Source organism: Pseudomonas sp. Q11, assembly GCF_024494355.1.
In the GTDB taxonomy this organism is placed as follows: domain Bacteria; phylum Pseudomonadota; class Gammaproteobacteria; order Pseudomonadales; family Pseudomonadaceae; genus Aquipseudomonas; species Aquipseudomonas hefeiensis.
The window spans coordinates 12,123-30,017 of record NZ_JAKNQY010000042.1 but is presented as its reverse complement, the minus strand read 5'-3'; the positions used below and the strand labels follow the sequence as shown (position 1 = coordinate 30,017).

The window sequence follows — 17,895 nt, the reverse complement described above, 5'->3', positions numbered from 1 at the left end:
AGGACACCGCCCTTTCACGGCGGTAACAGGGGTTCGAGTCCCCTAGGGGACGCCACGATTACCCGCTCTGCGGGATTTTATAAGGGTCATTCAATTCTTGAATGACCCTTTTGTTTGTCTGGCGTTCGGCCAACCTCCAATTCCTTGAAAAGATGCTTCTGACCAGCGGTCAAAATTTCCGCTTGCGGAAATTTATTACATGGATAATATTTCAATCGTAATATTCGGAGGTGACGATGAGCGATAAAAAAGCGCAGACCCGTGAACGCATACTCAAGGCCGCCAGTGCCGCGCTGATCCAGCGTGGACCGGCTGAGCCAAGTGTCGGCGAGGTGATGGGGGCGGCCGGGTTGACGGTAGGGGGCTTCTACGCCCACTTCGAGAGCAAGGACGCCTTGATGCTGGAGGCGTTCAAGCAACTGCTCGGCCAGCGCCGTGGACTGATCGCCGACATGGATACCGAATTGACCGGTGAAGAGCGACGTGCCCTGGTGGCAGCGTTCTATCTGTCGCGCAAGCATAGAGATTCCACCGAGCAGGCCTGTCCGATTCCGGCGTCGGTGGGCGAACTGGGTCGGCTGCCCGATGAGTTTCGTGCAGTGCTCAATGAGCACATAGAGCTGTTGGTCGCACAGTTGGCGGCCAGCCCGGAAGACGCCGACAAAGCCTTGGCCGACATCGCCTTGATGGTTGGTGGCCTGGCCCTGGCTCGGGCGTTGGGCCCGGGCGAGTTGTCGGACCGTTTGCTGCGCGCCGCCAAGTCGGCGGTGCGATGAGCTAAGGCGCAAGCCCTGGAGATGAGCGATGGACAGGTTGAGCTGGATTCGTGGCGTCAATAGCACACTGGGTTGGGTGGCTCCGCGCCTGGTTGCGAAAAAAATGCGGGTACTGTTCATGCGTCCCCGAAACTTGCCGCCACGGGACTGGGAATTGCCATTGCTGGCGACTTCCGAGCGCATAACCCTGCGCTTCGGTCTTTCGGCCTTGCGCTGGGGCAAAGGTCCGACCGTCTTGCTGATGCACGGTTGGGAAGGGCGGCCCACCCAATTCGCGGCGCTGATCACTGCGTTGATCGACGCCGGTTACACGGTGGTGGCGCTGGACGGTCCGGCCCATGGTCGTTCTCCTGGCCGCGAAGCGAATGTCTTGCTGTTCGCCAGGGCCATGCTCGAAGCTGCTGCGGAACTACCGCCGTTGCAAGCCGTGATCGGGCACTCCATGGGCGGCGCCAGTGCCATGCTGGCGGTTCAGTTGGGGTTGCGGACCGAGACCTTGGTCAGCATCGCTGCTCCTGCCCGGATTCTTGGCGTGCTGCGTGGGTTCGCCCGAATGATGGGGCTACCGCCCAATGCCCGTTCGGCCTTCATTCGCCTGGTGGAAAACGATGTGGGCATGCGAGCCTCGAAGATGGACGTCGTCCATTATCAACTGGACGTGCCGGGGCTGATCGTCCATGCCGACGACGACACCTTTGTCTCGGCGAAGGAATCGCAACTGATTCACGAAGCCTGGTTTGACAGCCGCTTGCTGCGCTTGCCACAGGGCGGGCACCAGCGGGTGCTGGCCGATCCGCGTGTCATTGATGGTGTGTTATCACTGTTGGCCGGGCGTAGCCTGCAAGCGCGGCAATCGGCTTGATCTGTGGGAGCGAGGCTTGCCCGCGATGGCGGTCAAGCTCGGATCCGTTACACTGGCCCCAACCAAATTCGACCGGGAGAGGGGCATGGGCTGGGATCGGGCAACGCCGTTCATTATTGATCTCCAAGTAAATGCTGAAGACATCGATGGCCTGGGCCACGCCAATAACGCGGTATACGTCACCTGGCTCGAGCGCTGTGCCTGGCGCCATTCCCAACGCCTGGGGCTGGATCTGGTGGAGTATCGGCGGCTGGACCGGGCTATGGCGGTGGTGCGTCATGAGATCGATTACCTGGCGGCTGCCTACGAAGGTGACGAACTGCAACTGGCCACCTGGATCGTCGACTGGGATCAGCGGCTGAAGATGAATCGGCATTTCCAGCTGATTCGCCCCAGCGACAACACCACTGTGCTGCGCGCCCAGACCACTTTTGTTTGCATCGAACTGTCCACTGGCAAACCCAAGCGCATGCCGCCGGAGTTTATCGAAGGTTATGGCCCTGCGTTGAACCCTTGTCGGAGCGAGCCTGCTCGCGATAGCGGCGGCACATCCGGCATCTTTGCAAGCTGACCCAGCGCCATCGCGAGCAGGCTCGCTCCCACAGGGGGTTGGCGGTGAATTCCGATGTTGTGGGCAAAATCCGGTAAACTGCCGCACGTTTTTCGTTGAGTGTGTTTTTCCATGCAAATTGCCTTGGCGCCCATGGAGGGGTTGGTTGACAACATCCTGCGGGACGTTCTGACCCGTGTTGGCGGTATCGACTGGTGCGTGACCGAGTTCATTCGCATCAATGACCGTCTGCTCACACCGGCCTATTTCCACAAGCTCGCCCCTGAGTTGCTGACCGATGCCCGGACCGCTGCCGGCGTGCCGTTGCGGGTGCAGTTGTTGGGTTCCGATCCGGTGTGCCTGGCGGAGAACGCCGCATTGGCCTGCGAGCTCGGTTCGCAGGTCATCGACCTGAACTTTGGCTGCCCGGCCAAGACTGTGAATAAATCACGGGGTGGGGCGGTGTTGCTCAAGGAGCCGGAGCTGCTCAACGAAATTGTCGAACACGTGCGTCGCGCGGTACCCAGGCACATTCCCGTCACCGCCAAGATGCGCCTGGGTTTCGACAGCCCGGATGGGGCGTTGGTCTGCGCCACGGCATTGGCCGAAGGTGGCGCGGCGCACATTGTGGTGCATGCGCGGACCAAAACCGACGGCTATAAGCCGCCGGCCCACTGGGAGTGGATCCCGCGGGTCCAGGAGGTGGTCAAGGTCCCGGTGTTCGCCAACGGCGATATCTGGAGCGTGGAAGACTGGCGCCGGTGCCGCGAGATCAGCGGCGTGGAAGACATCATGCTCGGTCGCGGCCTCGTGTCCCGTCCTGATCTGGCCCGGCAGATCGCTGCGGCCAGGGCCGGTGAAGAGGTGATCGAGATGTCCTGGGCCGAGTTGCAACCCATGCTCCAGGACTTCTGGGTGCAGGTGGTCGAGCAATTGACGCCACGCCAGGCGCCTGGCCGGTTGAAGCAGTGGCTGGCGATGTTGACCCGTAATTATCCCGAAGCGGTGGAGCTGTTTACCGCCCTGCGCCGGGAAACCGACCTGGACGCGGTAGGCCATTTGCTGGGCGTGGAGCGCACTGAAGCGGCCTGAAAAAATTTCAAAACAACCTCTTGAAAAGTATTTGGCGGTCCCTAGATAAGGGATACGCGATGCCGAATTCGGGTCGCGGAGACAAAAAACCTTGCTGAACTTTTCAGGAGATTTGAATCATGAGTACTGCATTTTCCCTGGCCCCTCTGTTCCGTTCCTCGGTGGGCTTCGACCGTTTCAACGACCTGTTCGAAACCGCCTTGCGCAACGAACCGGGCAGCAGCTATCCACCCTACAACGTGGAAAAACATGGCGATGACGAGTATCGCATCGTGGTTGCCGCCGCCGGGTTCCAGGAAGAAGACCTGGACCTGCAAGTGGAAAAAGGTGTGCTGACCATCAGCGGCGGTAAGCGCGAAGCGAGCAACGACAGCGTGACCTACCTGCACCAGGGTATCGCCCAGCGTGCGTTCAAGCTGTCCTTCCGGTTGGCCGATCATATCGAGATCAAGTCCGCCGGCCTGAGCAACGGTCTGTTGAGCATCGACCTGTTGCGAGTGATCCCGGAAGAGGCGAAAGCCAAGCGCATCCCGATCAACGGGGCGCAGCAACAACCCGCGCTGCAAAACTGATGCATTCGCAACTCATGAAGAAGGGCGCCATTGGCGCCCTTCTTCATTTGTGGAGCCCTCATTGCGGGTTCCTCCGTCAGGGCAACAGCCGCTCAAACCCCTCCAGCGGCAACGGCCGGCTGTGCAGGTAGCCCTGGTACAAATGGCAACCCAGCCCCTGCAGGAAACTCAGTTGCTCCGGCGTCTCGACACCTTCGGCAATCACCTCCAGCTCAAGGCTGCGGGCCATCGCGACGATGGCGCGGATGATTTCGGTATCGTTGGGGTCGCTGGTGGCGTCGCGCACGAATGACTGATCGATTTTCAGGGTGTCCACCGGCAGACGTTTGAGGTAGGTCAGCGACGAATAACCGGTGCCGAAATCGTCCATGGCGAAGCTCACCCCCAATTTTTTCAGGCGACGCATCTTGGCGATAGTGTCGTCCAGGTTCTGGATCACAATGCCCTCGGTGATTTCCAGCTTGAGCATGGCGTAAGGCAGGCCATAAGTGGCGAGGCAGCTTTCGATGCGCTCGACGAAGTCGCTCTGGCGGAATTGCCGTGGGCTGATATTCACGCACAGGCTGAATTGCAGCGGATCGATCTTGCCCTTGGCGATCAGTTGTTTGAAGCCGTTGCAGGCCTCATCAAGGATCCAGGTTCCGACTTCCAGGATCAGCCCGCTGTCTTCCAGTACTTTGATGAATTCATTCGGCGATTGGGCGCCCAATTCGGGATGATGCCAGCGCACCAATGTTTCGGCGCCAATGATGCGGTTGTCCCGGGCGTCAACCTGGGGTTGGAAATGCACGCTGAACTCGCCTCGGGCCAAGGCCTGGCGCAGGTCGGTCTCCATGCGCAGCCGTTCGCTGGCGGCTTTTTGCATGGTGGCGTGGAACATCTGCGAGGTATTGCGCCCCGAGTCTTTGGCGCGATACAGCGCAATGTCGGCGCGCTTGAGCAGGTCGGTCGGGGTGGACCCGTGGTCGGGAATCAGTGCCATGCCGATGCTCGGCGTGACTTGCAACCGCTGGCCATCGAGGAACATCGGCTCCGAAAGCAATTCGCGCAGGGTGTCGGCCAGGTTTTGTACCTGTTGGCTGACCGCGCTGCGGGTGCCTTCCAGGCCGCTGAGCAACACCACGAATTCGTCGCCGCCCAGCCTCGCCACGGTGTCTTCCAGACGCACGCTGGCTTCCAGGCGCGCTGTGATTATTTTCAGCACCGTGTCGCCCACCGGGTGGCCCAGGGAGTCGTTGATGTGCTTGAAGTGGTCCAGGTCCAGAAACAACAGAGCGCCCCGCAGATTATGGCGCTTGAGCAAAGCGATCTGTTGGCTCAGCCGATCCATCAATAGGGCGCGGTTGGGCAGGTTGGTCAACGGATCGTGATAGGCCAGGTGGCGGATCTGGGCTTCGGCATTCCTTAGCAGGCTCACGTCCCGGGCGGTCAGCAACAGGCAGGCCGTTTCATTGAGCATGATGGGTTCGACCGAGACCTCCACCGTGAGGATCTCCCCGCGTTTATTGCGCCCGAGCATTTCCTGGTGATGCACCCGACCCTTGAGCTCCAGTTCGGCCAGCAGCGCCATGCGCTGTTTTTCTTCGGCCCAGATGCCGACCTCGTAGACCGTATGCCCGATCACTTCGTCGGCGCGGTAGCCCGTCAGGCGGCAGAAGCCGTCATTGACCTCAAGGTAGCGGCCGCTTTCGTATTCGGTGATGGTGATGGCGTCAGGGCTGGAATGAAACGCCTTGGCGAATTTCTCCTCGCTGGCCTTGAGGGCCGCTTCGGAGCGCTGTTGCTGGGTGATGTCGCGCAGGGTGGTAACGATGCAGGGCTGGTTGCCGACATTGATTTGTCGACTGGATATCACACAAGTCAGCGGCTGGCCGTTTTTATGATGGACGACGACGGCTACGTTGTTCAGGGAGCGATCGCGTATCACTCTTTCGATGCGTTGCAGGCTGCTGCTCGAGGCATCCCACAGGCCGATTTCGTCGGCGCTCAGGCCAATCACATCGGTGGCTGACCAGCCAAAGGTCTGGGTGAAGCTGGAATTGATTTCGAGGAACCGGCCAGTGTCCTGATGGGTCACGCAGATCGGGTCGGGGCTGACTTGAAACAGCGTGGCGAATTTTTCTTCCGATGCCGCCAGGCTCTGTTCGCGTTCTACCTGGTCAGTGATGTCCAGCAGGGTGCCGGCCATGCGCAACGGGCTGCCGTCGTCATTACGATAGAGGCGTGCGCGGCTTTCAAGGTATCGAGAGCCGCCGTCCGGCATTTGTACGCGGTAGGTCAGTTGATAGTTTCCCGCCGGGCCTTCACGCAGGCTGCGGTAGGCGTTGCGCATGTTGTTGCGCTCATCATCGGGCACCCCTTCGAAAAACGCGTCGAACGACTCGTGGAAGGGCTTTGGCTCCAGGCCGTGCAATTGCGCCGCCCGGGCCGAGCCGTAGAGCATGCCGCTGGGAATGTGCCAGTCCCAGGTGCCCAGTTGCGCCGAATCGAGGGCCAGGTCGAGGCGTTCCTGACTGTCCTTGAGCGCTTGTTCGGCCAGTTTGCGTTCGGTGGTGTCAAGGAAAGTGCTCAGCAGGTAGGGCTGGCCTTCCAGTTCGACCCTCTGGGCGCTGAGAAGGCCGCTGTGGACCTGGCCATTACTGGCCTGTAATTCCACCTCCATGCTCGCCATTTCGCCCTTGGCCTTGATGGCCTCTACCAGTTTTACCCGCTGCCCGGGGTCGACCCATAAGCCCAGCTCCAGTGTCGTACGGCCGATTATGTCGTGCAGCGGCCAGCCGAACAGGCTTTCGAAGTACTGGTTGGCCTCAATGATCAGCCCGTCTTCCTGGCGAGTCAGCAGCACCATGTTCGGGCATAGGTGAAAGAGCGTGGCGAAGCGTTTTTCCGAGCTGCGCAGTGCCTGCTCCCGTTCGCGCTGGTGGGTGATCTCGCGAATCACGCCGATCATTCGAGGGCGGCCGTGTTTGTCGGGTAGTACGCTGCCGTTGATTTCCAGCCAGTGCAGGCTGCCGTCAGGCCAGACGATACGGTGGTGCATGGCCTGTTCCAGTGGCGCACCGGCCACGGCCGCATGAAAGGCGCGGATGGCCTTCGCTCGGTCTTGGGGGAGCAACAGGTCCAGATAGTCCACATCCGCCGGCAGGGGCTGGCGTGGATCGAAGCCGAACAGCGCCTGGGTGCCCCGCGACCAACTGATCTGTCCGGTATCAATGTCCCACGACCAGGCTCCCAGCCGCGCCCCGTTCAGAGCCGCCAGCAACTGCGGGGCGCTGTCCCAGCTTTGCTCGGACCGTTTTGGGTCTAGCGCCTGAATGCGCGGCAGGGGCGGGAAGTTGTCAGCGGATTTGGGCATTATCTCGCGAGCCTTGGGCAAATTTGGGCGTTGGGCGCAGGCGTTTCGGCTCTATAGGAGTAGCACAACCTATGCCCTTGTCCCTGGCAGATCGATTTGTGCGTCCAGTAAGGACATGAAAGCCCGTGCAGCATTCGACAGCGTCCGTTCGGTGTGCAAGATATAGCCTAGCTGGCGACTGAGCTGTATGCCGGGCAAAGGAATGCGTGCCACCTGGTCATCGAGCATGGTGCGCGGCAGGACGCTCCAGGCCAGGCCAATGGAGACCATCATCTTTATGGTTTCCAGATAATTGGTGCTCATGGCGATGTTCGGCGTCAGGCCCTGGGCCTCGAACAGACGTTGAACGATGTGGTGGGTAAAGGTATTGCCCCCCGGAAAAACCGCCGGATGCAAGGCGATGTCTGCCAGGCTGACCGGGCCGTTGTCCAACAGCGCGTGTTCCGGCGCCACCACGAAATCCAGCGGGTCGTCCCACACCGGCGTGGCGCGCACCAGCGTGTGAGGCTCCGGGGCGAGGGTGATGACCGCCAGCTCCGCGCGGCCATGAAGAATTTCTTCGTAGGCCACTTCCGAATCCAGGAACTGAATATCCAGCGCTACCTGTGGGTAGCGTCGGGTGAACTCCCTCAATAGAGGTGGCAGTCGGTGCAGGCCGATATGGTGGCTGGTGGCGAGCGTCAGGCGGCCGGTCACTTCGCCGGTCAGGTTGGTCAGGGCACGGCGGGTGTCATCCAGCACATTAAGAATCTGATAGGCCCGTGGCAGAAGGGCGCGGCCGGCCTCGGTCAGGCCGACTTCTCGGCCGAGCCGATCGAACAGGCGCACTTTGAGTTGTTGCTCCAGCCCGGCAATACGCTTGCTGATGGCCGGCTGGGTCAGGTGCAGGCGTTCGCCGGCGCTGGAGAAACTGCCGGTCTCGGCGATGGCGATAAAGGTGTTGAGGCTGGCGAGGTCCATGGTAGTTTCGTTCGAATTCCAAATGGTTATGCAAAGCATGAAAAATATGAATTTGAGTTATTTAATGTAGCCTCATAAGATCAGCCTCACAAGCCAAGGGGTTATTGATTCACTCAAGACCCGGGGCATAGAAACAAGCTGATGAGGAACCGTCTGATGGCCGGCAAAACGCTCTACGACAAGCTCTGGGATTCGCATTTGGTCAAGCAGCGGGACGATGGTTCGGCGCTGATCTACATCGATCGTCACATCATCCACGAAGTGACTTCGCCGCAAGCCTTTGAAGGCCTGCGTCTGGCCGGGCGCAAGCCGTGGCGCATCGATGCCAATATCGCGACCCCGGACCACAACGTGCCGACCACACCGGAGCGCAAGGGCGGCATCGCAGCCATTGCCGATCAGGTGTCGCGTTTGCAGGTTCAGACCCTTGACGATAACTGTGACGAATACGGCATCGTTGAATTCAAAATGAATGACGTGCGCCAGGGTATCGTCCACGTCATTGGTCCGGAGCAGGGCGCGACCTTGCCCGGCATGACCGTGGTCTGCGGCGACTCCCACACGTCCACCCATGGTGCGTTCGGCGCCTTGGCCCACGGCATCGGCACCTCCGAGGTCGAGCATGTGCTCGCCACCCAGTGCCTGGTGGCCAAAAAAATGAAGAACATGCTGGTGCGCGTCGAGGGCAAGTTGCCGTTCGGCGTGACCGCCAAGGACATCGTCCTGGCCGTGATCGGCAAGATCGGCACCGCCGGTGGGAACGGCCACGCCATCGAGTTCGCCGGCAGCGCCATCCGCGATTTGTCCGTGGAAGGGCGCATGACCATCTGCAACATGTCCATCGAAGCCGGCGCTCGTGTCGGGCTGGTGGCCGCGGATGAAAAAACCGTGGAGTACGTCAAGGGCCGTCCGTTTGCTCCCAAGGGCACCGAGTGGGACATGGCGGTGCAAGCCTGGAAAGATCTGGTCTCCGATCCCGACGCGAAATTCGACACCGTGGTCGAACTCGACGCGACGCAAATCAAGCCGCAGGTCAGTTGGGGCACTTCCCCGGAAATGGTCCTGGCCGTGGACCAGAACGTGCCCGATCCGGCCAAGGAAATGGATCTGGTCAAGCGTGACTCCATCGTCCGCGCGCTGAAATACATGGGCTTGAGCGCCAACCAGGCGATCACTGACATTCAGCTGGACCGTGTGTTCATTGGCTCATGCACCAACTCGCGGATCGAAGACCTGCGCGCAGCGGCGGTGATCGCCAAGGGCCGCAAGGTCGCCTCGACCATCAAGCAAGCCATCGTGGTGCCAGGCTCGGGCCTGGTGAAGGCCCAGGCAGAGGCCGAAGGTCTGGACAAGATTTTCCTCGAGGCCGGTTTCGAATGGCGTGAGCCTGGGTGCTCGATGTGCCTGGCGATGAACCCGGACCGTTTGGAGTCGGGCGAGCATTGCGCCTCCACCTCCAACCGTAACTTCGAAGGCCGTCAGGGCGCCGGTGGTCGTACGCATCTGGTCAGCCCGGCCATGGCCGCCGCCGCCGCCGTCAACGGCCGTTTCGTCGACGTCCGTGAATTGATCTGAAGGAGCGCAGCATGAAAGCTTTTACCCAGCACACTGGTCTTGTCGCGCCTTTGGATCGTGCCAACGTCGACACCGACCAGATCATCCCCAAGCAGTTTTTGAAGTCGATCAAGCGCACCGGTTTCGGCCCGAACCTGTTTGACGAGTGGCGCTACCTGGATGTGGGCCAGCCATACCAGGACAACTCCAAGCGACCGTTGAACAAGGATTTCGTGCTCAACGCCGAGCGTTACCAGGGCGCCAGTGTCCTGCTGGCTCGCGAGAACTTCGGCTGCGGTTCCAGTCGCGAGCACGCGCCATGGGCCCTTGAAGAGTACGGCTTTCGCAGCATCATCGCGCCGAGCTACGCCGACATCTTCTTCAACAACAGCTTCAAGAACGGCCTGTTGCCGATCATCCTGAGCGACGCTGAAGTGGATGAGCTGTTCCAGCAGGTCGAGGCCAACCCCGGCTATCAACTGCAGGTCGACCTGGCAGCCCAGACCGTGACCCGTCCTGACGGCAAGGTGTTGAATTTCGAGATCGATGCATTCCGCAAGCACTGCCTGCTCAACGGTCTGGACGACATCGGCCTGACCTTGCAGGACGGCGAGGCGATTGCCACGTTCGAAGCCAAGCACCGGGCGAGCCAGCCTTGGCTGTTTCGTGATGCCTGATCTTGTGTAAGGCGTGAAAATGCCATCGCGAGCAGGCTCGCTCCCACATTGGATTTGCGGCGCAAACAAAACCCCTTGTGGGAGCGAGCCTGCTCGCGATGAGGCCAGAACAGACACAGCCCAAAGGAAGTCCCCATGACCACCACCGCCCACAGTCAGGTTGTACAAAAGCAATTCGGTGAACAGGCTTCGGCCTATCTGAGCAGCGCCGTACACGCCCAGGGCACTGAGTTCGCGCTGCTGCAGGCTGAGCTTGCCGGGCGTGGCGAGGCCCGTGTGCTGGACCTGGGGTGCGGCGCCGGGCATGTGAGTTTCCATGTGGCGCCGCTGGCCGGGGAAGTGGTGGCCTACGACTTGTCCCAGGCAATGCTTGACGTCGTGGCCGCCGCGGCAGCGGATCGTGGCCTGGGTAACATCACCACGGTGTGCGGCGCCGCGGAGCGCCTGCCGTTCGCTGACGCTGAGTTCGATTTCGTGTTCAGCCGCTATTCGGCGCATCATTGGAGCGACCTGGGTCTGGCGCTGCGGGAAGTGCGCCGGGTGCTCAAGCCGGGTGGAGCGGCGGCGTTCATTGATGTCCTGTCACCTGGCATGCCGTTGCTGGACACGTACCTGCAAAGCGTTGAAGTGCTGCGTGACACCAGCCATGTTCGCAATTATTCGGCCGGCGAATGGTTGCGCCAGGTCAGCGAAGCGGGGTTGCATACCCGCAGCACCACGCGCCAACGCCTGCGCCTGGAGTACCAATCGTGGGTCGAGCGCATGCGCACCCCCGAAGTGATGCGCGGGGCGATCCGTGAGCTGCAGCGATCGATGGGTGTTGAGGTGCGTGAATATTTTGAGATTGAGGCCGATGGTTCATTCAGTACAGACGTGCTGGTGCTGTGGGCCGAGCGGTAGCACTTTTTCCGGCCAGTCCAAGCGCGGGCCGACAGAGCAAATGAGGAAAACATGAGCAAGCAGATTCTGATTCTCCCAGGCGACGGCATTGGCCCGGAAATCATGGCCGAAGCGGTCAAGGTCCTGGAGCTGGCGAACGACAAGTACGGCCTGGGCTTCGAACTCAGCCACGATGTGATCGGCGGCGCTGCCATCGACAAACACGGCGTCCCCCTGGCCGATGAAACCCTGGACCGTGCCCGTGCCGCCGATGCCGTGCTGCTGGGCGCCGTGGGCGGCCCGAAATGGGACAAGATCGAACGCGACATTCGCCCAGAACGCGGCCTGCTGAAGATCCGTGCGCAATTGGGCCTGTTCGGCAATCTGCGTCCGGCCATCCTCTACCCGCAACTGGCCGACGCTTCGAGCCTGAAGCCGGAAATCGTATCGGGCCTGGACATCCTCATCGTCCGTGAACTGACCGGCGGTATCTACTTCGGCGCCCCGCGCGGCACCCGTGAGCTGGATAATGGCGAGCGTCAGGCCTACGACACCTTGCCGTACAGCGAGAGCGAAATCCGTCGTATCGCCCGGGTCGGTTTTGACATGGCGCGCGTGCGCGGCAAGAAACTGTGCTCGGTGGACAAGGCCAACGTCCTGGCTTCCAGCCAACTGTGGCGCGAAGTGGTCGAGCAGGTGGCCAAGGATTATCCGGACATCGAACTGAGCCACATGTACGTCGATAACGCCGCCATGCAACTGGTGCGCGCGCCCAAGCAGTTCGATGTGATCGTCACCGACAACATGTTCGGAGACATCCTGTCCGACGAAGCGTCGATGCTCACCGGTTCCATCGGCATGCTGCCGTCGGCCTCCCTGGATGCCAACAACAAAGGCATGTACGAGCCATGCCACGGTTCGGCGCCGGACATTGCCGGGCAGGGCATTGCCAACCCGTTGGCAACCATCCTGTCGGTGTCGATGATGCTGCGCTACAGCTTCAGCCTCAATGATGCGGCTGACGCCATCGAGAAGGCGGTCAGTGTGGTATTGGATCAGGGTTTGCGCACGGGCGACATCTGGTCGGCCGGTTGTACCAAAGTCGGTACGCAGCAAATGGGCGATGCAGTAGTCGCCGCGTTGCGTAATCTGTAATCTTTGCGGCCCACCGCTTCGACGGTGGCCCACTTTTGTATAGGTGTAGTTGCGATGAAACGTGTAGGTCTGATCGGTTGGCGCGGCATGGTCGGTTCCGTGCTCATGCAGCGAATGCTGGAAGAGCAGGATTTCGATCTCATTGAACCGGTGTTTTTCACCACCTCCAATGTCGGTGGCCAGGGCCCGTCCGTGGGCAAGGACACCGGTGCGCTCAAGGATGCCTACAGCATTGACGAGCTCAAGACCCTCGACGTGATCCTGACCTGTCAGGGTGGCGACTACACCAGCGAAGTCTTCCCGAAACTGCGTGAAGCCGGCTGGCAGGGTTACTGGATCGACGCCGCCTCCAGCCTGCGCATGCAGGACGACGCGGTGATCATCCTCGACCCGGTGAACCGCAAGGTCATCGACCAGCAACTGGACGCGGGCACCAAGAACTACATTGGCGGCAACTGCACCGTCAGCCTGATGCTGATGGGGCTGGGTGGCCTGTTCGAGGCCGGACTGGTGGAGTGGATGAGCGCCATGACCTATCAGGCGGCCTCCGGGGCCGGCGCGCAGAACATGCGTGAACTGATCAAGCAAATGGGCGCGACCCACGCCGCTGTCGCCGATGACCTGGCCAACCCGGCCAGTGCCATCCTGGACATCGATCGCAAGGTCGCCGAGGCGATGCGCAGCGATGCGTATCCGACCGAGCACTTTGGCGTGCCACTGGCCGGCAGCCTGATCCCGTGGATCGACAAGGAACTGCCGAACGGCCAGAGCCGTGAAGAGTGGAAGGCCCAGGCTGAAACCAACAAGATCCTGGGGCGCTTCAAGAGCCCGATCCCGGTGGACGGCATCTGCGTGCGTATCGGCGCCATGCGCTGCCACAGTCAGGCCCTGACCATCAAGCTGAACAAGGACGTGCCGATCGCCGACATCGAAGGGTTGATCAGCCAGCACAACCCTTGGGTCAAGCTGGTGCCCAACAATCGCGAAATCAGTATGCAGGAGCTGAGCCCGACCAAGGTCACCGGCACTTTGAACGTACCGGTGGGCCGTCTGCGCAAGCTGAATATGGGCTCGCAGTTCGTCGGCGCCTTCACCGTCGGCGACCAGTTGCTGTGGGGCGCGGCCGAACCGCTGCGCCGCATGCTGCGGATCCTGCTCGAACGCTGATCGGTCACTGCTGTGAAAGAACCCGTGCCTTGTGAGAGGTGCGGGTTTTTTTATGGAGCTGAATGCACGGTCAACTGTGGGAGCGGGCTTGCTCGCGAATGCGATGGGCCAGCTGGTAAAGGTGCTGGATGTACTGCCGCCTTCGCGAGCAAACCCGCTCCCACAGGTTTTGCGGCCACTGAAGATCCACTGAAGAGCCTCTGTGGGAAGAGCCTTTGTGGGAGCAAAGCTTGCTCGCGATGAGGCCAGTTATGGCACTGCAAATCCTCCAGCCAATTGCCTGCATACCCCCCACCCGGTAAAGTGCCGCTCCCCACGTTTTACCTGAGGTAGACCCTTGAGCCAGTCCTTTGATATTGCCGTGATCGGCGCCACCGGTACTGTCGGCGAAACCCTTGTCCAGATTCTCGAAGAGCGTGACTTCCCGATCGGCAACCTGCACCTGCTGGCCAGCAGCGAGTCGGCGGGAAGCTCGGTGATGTTTCGCGGCAAAAACGTGCGGGTGCGCGAAGTCGACGAATTCGATTTCGGCAAAGTCCAACTGGTGTTTTTTGCCGCCGGCCCGGCGGTGACCCTGAGCTTCGCCCCGCGTGCCACGGCGGCCGGTTGCGCGCTGATCGACCTGTCCGGCGCTTTGCCGCCAGAGCAGGCGCCGCAGATCGTGCCGGAAGCCAACGCCGGGCTGCTGGCGGGTCTGAGCAAGCCGTTTCAAGTCAGCAGCCCCAGTGCGTCGGCGACCGCGCTGGCCGTGGTGCTGGCGCCGCTGCGCCATTGCCTGGAGTTGCAGCGCATCAGCCTGACCGCCAGTCTTGCCGTGTCCGCCCAGGGCCGCGCAGCTGTCAGTGAGCTGGCCCGTCAGACCGCCGAGTTGCTCAATGCGCGTCCCCTTGAACCAAAATTCTTCGACCGGCAGATGGCGTTCAACCTGCTGGCTCAGGTTGGCACTCCGGACGAGCAGGGCCATACGCTGCTGGAAAAGCGTCTGGTGCGCGAATTGCGTCAGGTGCTGGAACAGCCTTCGTTAAAGATTTCCGTCACTTGCATTCAAGCCCCGGTGTTTTTCGGCGATAGCTTTAGCGTGACCGTGCAGTCAGCCAGCGCGATCGACCTGTCGAAAGTCAATGCAGCCCTGGAAGCGGCGCCCGGCATCGAGTGGGTGGAGGCGGGCGATTACCCGACCCCGGTAGGCGACGCGGTAGGGCAGGATGTGGTCTACGTGGGGCGTGTACGCGGGGGGATCGATGACCCGGCGGAACTAAATATGTGGCTGACGTCAGATAACGTACGCAAGGGCGCGGCGCTCAATGCTGTGCAAGTGGCTGAGTTGTTGATAAAAGACCTGCTGTAAAAGATACTTGGCAACAATTTGTCGAATGATTCTAGCTGGGCGCTATGCTTGGCCAGAGTGCTGAAGGCGAACCTCCCTCTCGGGGCTTTCCCCGGGCACGAGTGAAACGATCGCGCGCGCCGTCGCTTCGGGGTGGCGCGTAATGCCTTACGGCAGCGGCATCAACACCTTCTCGCTGGCCGAGGAATGTTCAAACAAAGGAAGAGGCTATGGTTCAAGTTCGCAAACTGGTGTTAGCAATAGCGGCCGCCTCGGCGCTGTCCTCCGGTATGGCGCAAGCGCTCGGGCTCGGGGAACTGACCCTGAAGTCGCCGCCGAACCAGCCTCTGGTCGCCGAGATCGAGCTGCTCGACGTCCAGCAATTGACCGCCGCCGAAGTCGTGCCGAGCCTGGCCTCGCCCGAGGAGTTCGCCAAGGCCGGAATCGACCGGCAGGCCTTTCTCAATGACCTGACCTTCACCCCGGTGATCAATGCCAATGGCAAGAGCGTCCTGCGTGTGACTTCCAGCCAGCCGCTGTCCGAACCGATGGTCAAGTTCCTGGTGCAGGTGATGTGGCCCAATGGCCGGCTGCTGCGCGACTACAGCATGTTGATCGATCCTTCCAAATTCTCCCCCCAGGCTGCTGATGCCGCCCGGACGAAGCCGTCCCAGGTCGTATCCACTCCGGTGACCGGGGCCACCAAGCCCTCCCAATACACCACCACGCCACGCGATACGCTTTGGGAAATTGCCGCCAAGGTGCGCAACGGCGGGTCGATCCAGCAAACCATGCTAGCGATCCAGGCGTTGAACCCGAACGCATTCATCAACGGCAACATCAACCTGCTCAAGACCGGCCAGGTATTGCGCTTGCCGGATCCGGTGCAAAGCACCGCGTTGCCGCAACCCCAGGCCATCGCTGAAGTGGCTGCGCAGAATGCCGCCTGGCGCCAGGGGCGCCGGGGCGTCGCTCGGTCGGGCCAGCAGCAGTTGGACGGTACCAAGCGGGGTGGCAGTCAAACAGCACCGGCCCAGGCGGCCGGTCGCGATAACCTGAGTCTGGTTTCCGCCGAAGCCGCGAAGGCGGGCGCCAAAGGTGCTGCCGGCGATGCACAGGCGTTGAGCAATAAACTGGCGGTTACCCAGGAAAGCCTCGATTCGGCTCGCCGCGACAATGAAGAACTGAAAAGTCGGATGGCTGATCTGCAAAGCCAGCTGGACAAGCTGCAACGCCTGATCGAACTGAAGAACAACCAACTGGCCAAGATGCAAGCCGACGGAGTTGCCGTACCACCCGCCGACGAGTCGGCCCCGGCGATGTCGGCAGAATTGACGCCGGACCCAACGGCTCAAACTCCGGCGTCAGCACCCGCGCCTGAAGCGACGCCGCCTGCGGTTCCCGTCGAGCCAGCTCCCGCTGCGTCCGGCGAACAAAAGTACAACGATCTGCTGACCAATCCGATTCTGTTGGGACTGGTCGGTGGTGGTGCGCTGATCCTCCTGTTGCTGCTCTTGTTGCTGGCCCGCCGCCGAAAGGCACAGTTGGAAGCCGAGAAGCACTTGCGCATGGCCCGGGCCCTCGAGGAGGAGGCCGACTTCTCCCCGGAGCTCGATCTGCCCCCGAGCAGCTTCGAGGGCATTGAAGTTCCACCGCCAAGCGTAAAACTCGAGCCAAAACCCGCTCCCGAGCCAGCGCCCAAGCCCGCCCCGGTGATTGCGCCCGTGATCGTCACGCCGCCGATCGCCGCGCCATTGGTGGCTCCGGCTGCCGAGCGTTCCGACGATGTGCTGAGTCAGGCCCAGTCCCACATTGATCGTGGTCGCTTGAATCAGGCTGCCGATCTGCTTGAGCAGGGCATCAAGGCCGAGCCTCAGCGCAGCGACCTGCGCCTGAAACTGATGGAAGTCTACGGTCAGCAGGGTGACCGCGACGCCTTTGTTGCCCAAGAGCGTCAACTGGTGGCCAACGGCGAAAACTATGCCCAGGTCGAGCAGCTCAAAAGCCGTTTCCCGGCTATGGTGGTCGCTACCACTGCCGGTCTGGCCGCCGCGGCAGTCGCCGCTGAACTGGACGCCCAGTACGTCAAAGACCTGCTGGAAGACAAGCCGGCGACCGATGATGAACTCGACGGCGCCTTCGACCTGAGCCTTGAGGATCTGGAGGCCGCACCGGTTACGCCAGAGCCAGAGCCTGTCGCCGAGCTGGATGCGTTCCCATCGGATGACGACCTGGACTTCGAATCGTTGCTCCAGCAGCAGACCGAAGCCAATGAAAGCCTGGACGATCTGTCCGAGTTCGACCTTGACCTGGGCGCCGATGCTCCGGCGCCGGCCTTGGCCGATGAAGACTTCCTGCTGGACCTGGACGACGACCTCAAGGACCTGGACGTGCCTGCCGCCGCTACCCCCGCCGTGGCCGACACTCCATCTGACGACCTCGAGTTGCCGGAAGATTTCGACCTGTCCCTGGCCGATGAAATGGACGTGCAAGACAAGCCCAAGGATGCCTTCGAATCCGAACTGGACGATGTCAATGCCGAGCTTGAGCGCCTGTCCGACGACCTGGCTCAGCCGACTTTCACTGCTGAAGACGCGTTGGCCAGTGCCGACGATGAGCCGGATTTCGACTTCCTCAGCGGCACCGACGAAGTGGCGACCAAGCTCGACCTGGCCCAGGCCTACATCGACATGGGTGACAATGACGGCGCCCGGGATATCCTCGGCGAAGTCCTCAGCGAAGGCGATGCCACGCAAAAGAGCGAGGCGCAGGAAATGTTGTCGCGCCTGGCCTGAGGTGATCGGGTAAACAAAAACGGCAGCCAGTGAGGCTGCCGTTTTTGTTTGGGCTGGATTCTTAGGGTGGCTGACGGGCGCTATCGCGAGCAGGCTCGCTCCCACAAGGGATTTGTGCTGGGCACAGGGTCCATGAACACCCGAGAACCCCGTGGGAGCCAAGCTTGCTCGCGA

At 61.3% G+C, this 17,895-nt stretch carries 14 protein-coding genes; 12 read left to right on the top strand and 2 right to left on the bottom strand.

Annotation, left to right across the window (positions count from 1 at the left end; genetic code table 11):
* Positions 1 to 236 precede the first annotated feature (236 nt).
* The 5 genes from MA884_RS26970 to MA884_RS26950 all read left to right on the top strand — a co-directional run bounded on the left by MA884_RS26970 (position 237) and on the right by MA884_RS26950 (position 3,852).
* Positions 237 to 776, top strand: a complete 540-nt coding sequence (locus MA884_RS26970; protein ID WP_256233350.1) for a TetR/AcrR family transcriptional regulator — start codon at positions 237 to 239, stop codon at positions 774 to 776.
* A gap of 28 nt (positions 777 to 804) precedes the next feature.
* Entirely contained in the window at positions 805 to 1,638 is an 834-nt protein-coding gene (locus MA884_RS26965; RefSeq protein ID WP_256233349.1) for an alpha/beta fold hydrolase, read from the top strand.
* A gap of 85 nt (positions 1,639 to 1,723) precedes the next feature.
* A complete protein-coding gene (locus tag MA884_RS26960; RefSeq protein WP_256233348.1) occupies positions 1,724 to 2,209 on the top strand; it encodes a thioesterase family protein in 486 nt (161 codons plus the stop codon).
* 111 nt (positions 2,210 to 2,320) lie between these two features.
* Complete coding sequence (locus MA884_RS26955) at positions 2,321 to 3,280, top strand: tRNA-dihydrouridine synthase (RefSeq protein WP_256233347.1); 960 nt, start codon at positions 2,321 to 2,323, stop codon at positions 3,278 to 3,280.
* Positions 3,281 to 3,399: 119 nt separating this feature from the next.
* Positions 3,400 to 3,852 carry an Hsp20 family protein gene (locus MA884_RS26950; RefSeq protein ID WP_003203872.1) on the top strand — a complete coding sequence of 151 codons (453 nt, stop codon included), beginning with the start codon at positions 3,400 to 3,402 and terminating at the stop codon, positions 3,850 to 3,852.
* A 76-nt stretch (positions 3,853 to 3,928) separates the two neighbouring features.
* Here MA884_RS26950 and MA884_RS26945 read toward each other — a convergent pair whose 3' ends face one another.
* The gene (locus MA884_RS26945) at positions 3,929 to 7,207 is read right to left on the bottom strand and encodes an EAL domain-containing protein (protein ID WP_256233346.1); all 3,279 of its coding nucleotides are present in this window, start codon (positions 7,205 to 7,207) and stop codon (positions 3,929 to 3,931) included.
* Positions 7,208 to 7,276: 69 nt separating this feature from the next.
* Entirely contained in the window at positions 7,277 to 8,167 is an 891-nt protein-coding gene (locus tag MA884_RS26940) for a LysR family transcriptional regulator (RefSeq protein ID WP_256233345.1), read from the bottom strand.
* A 156-nt stretch (positions 8,168 to 8,323) separates the two neighbouring features.
* On the opposite strand from MA884_RS26940, the gene leuC reads away from it, so the two are divergent.
* From leuC to MA884_RS26905, 7 genes are all read left to right on the top strand, one after another.
* Complete coding sequence (leuC, locus tag MA884_RS26935; protein ID WP_256233344.1) at positions 8,324 to 9,742, top strand: 3-isopropylmalate dehydratase large subunit; 1,419 nt, start codon at positions 8,324 to 8,326, stop codon at positions 9,740 to 9,742.
* 11 nt (positions 9,743 to 9,753) lie between these two features.
* Positions 9,754 to 10,398 carry a 3-isopropylmalate dehydratase small subunit gene (gene leuD / locus MA884_RS26930; protein WP_256233343.1) on the top strand — a complete coding sequence of 215 codons (645 nt, stop codon included), beginning with the start codon at positions 9,754 to 9,756 and terminating at the stop codon, positions 10,396 to 10,398.
* A gap of 135 nt (positions 10,399 to 10,533) precedes the next feature.
* Entirely contained in the window at positions 10,534 to 11,298 is a 765-nt protein-coding gene (locus MA884_RS26925; protein ID WP_256233342.1) for a class I SAM-dependent methyltransferase, read from the top strand.
* Positions 11,299 to 11,349: 51 nt separating this feature from the next.
* Positions 11,350 to 12,432 carry a 3-isopropylmalate dehydrogenase gene (gene leuB, locus MA884_RS26920; protein WP_256233341.1) on the top strand — a complete coding sequence of 361 codons (1,083 nt, stop codon included), beginning with the start codon at positions 11,350 to 11,352 and terminating at the stop codon, positions 12,430 to 12,432.
* Positions 12,433 to 12,486: 54 nt separating this feature from the next.
* Positions 12,487 to 13,599 (top strand): aspartate-semialdehyde dehydrogenase, encoded by a 1,113-nt coding sequence (gene asd / locus MA884_RS26915; protein WP_256233340.1) that lies wholly within the window; start codon positions 12,487 to 12,489, stop codon positions 13,597 to 13,599.
* Between the two features lie 337 nt (positions 13,600 to 13,936).
* Positions 13,937 to 14,947 (top strand): aspartate-semialdehyde dehydrogenase, encoded by a 1,011-nt coding sequence (locus MA884_RS26910; protein ID WP_256233339.1) that lies wholly within the window; start codon positions 13,937 to 13,939, stop codon positions 14,945 to 14,947.
* 209 nt (positions 14,948 to 15,156) lie between these two features.
* A complete protein-coding gene (locus tag MA884_RS26905) occupies positions 15,157 to 17,721 on the top strand; it encodes a FimV/HubP family polar landmark protein (protein ID WP_256233338.1) in 2,565 nt (854 codons plus the stop codon).
* Positions 17,722 to 17,895 lie beyond the last annotated feature (174 nt).

Bases quoted from the DNA above. Each gene is read 5' to 3' on its own strand.
- MA884_RS26970 (WP_256233350.1), top strand. From the start codon at position 237: ATGAGCGATAAAAAAGCGCAGACCCGTGAACGCATACTCAAGGCCGCC.
- MA884_RS26965 (WP_256233349.1), top strand. From the start codon at position 805: ATGGACAGGTTGAGCTGGATTCGTGGCGTCAATAGCACACTGGGTTGG.
- MA884_RS26960 (WP_256233348.1), top strand. From the start codon at position 1,724: ATGGGCTGGGATCGGGCAACGCCGTTCATTATTGATCTCCAAGTAAAT.
- MA884_RS26955 (WP_256233347.1), top strand. From the start codon at position 2,321: ATGCAAATTGCCTTGGCGCCCATGGAGGGGTTGGTTGACAACATCCTG.
- MA884_RS26950 (WP_003203872.1), top strand. From the start codon at position 3,400: ATGAGTACTGCATTTTCCCTGGCCCCTCTGTTCCGTTCCTCGGTGGGC.
- MA884_RS26945 (WP_256233346.1), bottom strand. From the start codon at position 7,207: ATGCCCAAATCCGCTGACAACTTCCCGCCCCTGCCGCGCATTCAGGCG.
- MA884_RS26940 (WP_256233345.1), bottom strand. From the start codon at position 8,167: ATGGACCTCGCCAGCCTCAACACCTTTATCGCCATCGCCGAGACCGGC.
- leuC (WP_256233344.1), top strand. From the start codon at position 8,324: ATGGCCGGCAAAACGCTCTACGACAAGCTCTGGGATTCGCATTTGGTC.
- leuD (WP_256233343.1), top strand. From the start codon at position 9,754: ATGAAAGCTTTTACCCAGCACACTGGTCTTGTCGCGCCTTTGGATCGT.
- MA884_RS26925 (WP_256233342.1), top strand. From the start codon at position 10,534: ATGACCACCACCGCCCACAGTCAGGTTGTACAAAAGCAATTCGGTGAA.
- leuB (WP_256233341.1), top strand. From the start codon at position 11,350: ATGAGCAAGCAGATTCTGATTCTCCCAGGCGACGGCATTGGCCCGGAA.
- asd (WP_256233340.1), top strand. From the start codon at position 12,487: ATGAAACGTGTAGGTCTGATCGGTTGGCGCGGCATGGTCGGTTCCGTG.
- MA884_RS26905 (WP_256233338.1), top strand. From the start codon at position 15,157: ATGGTTCAAGTTCGCAAACTGGTGTTAGCAATAGCGGCCGCCTCGGCG.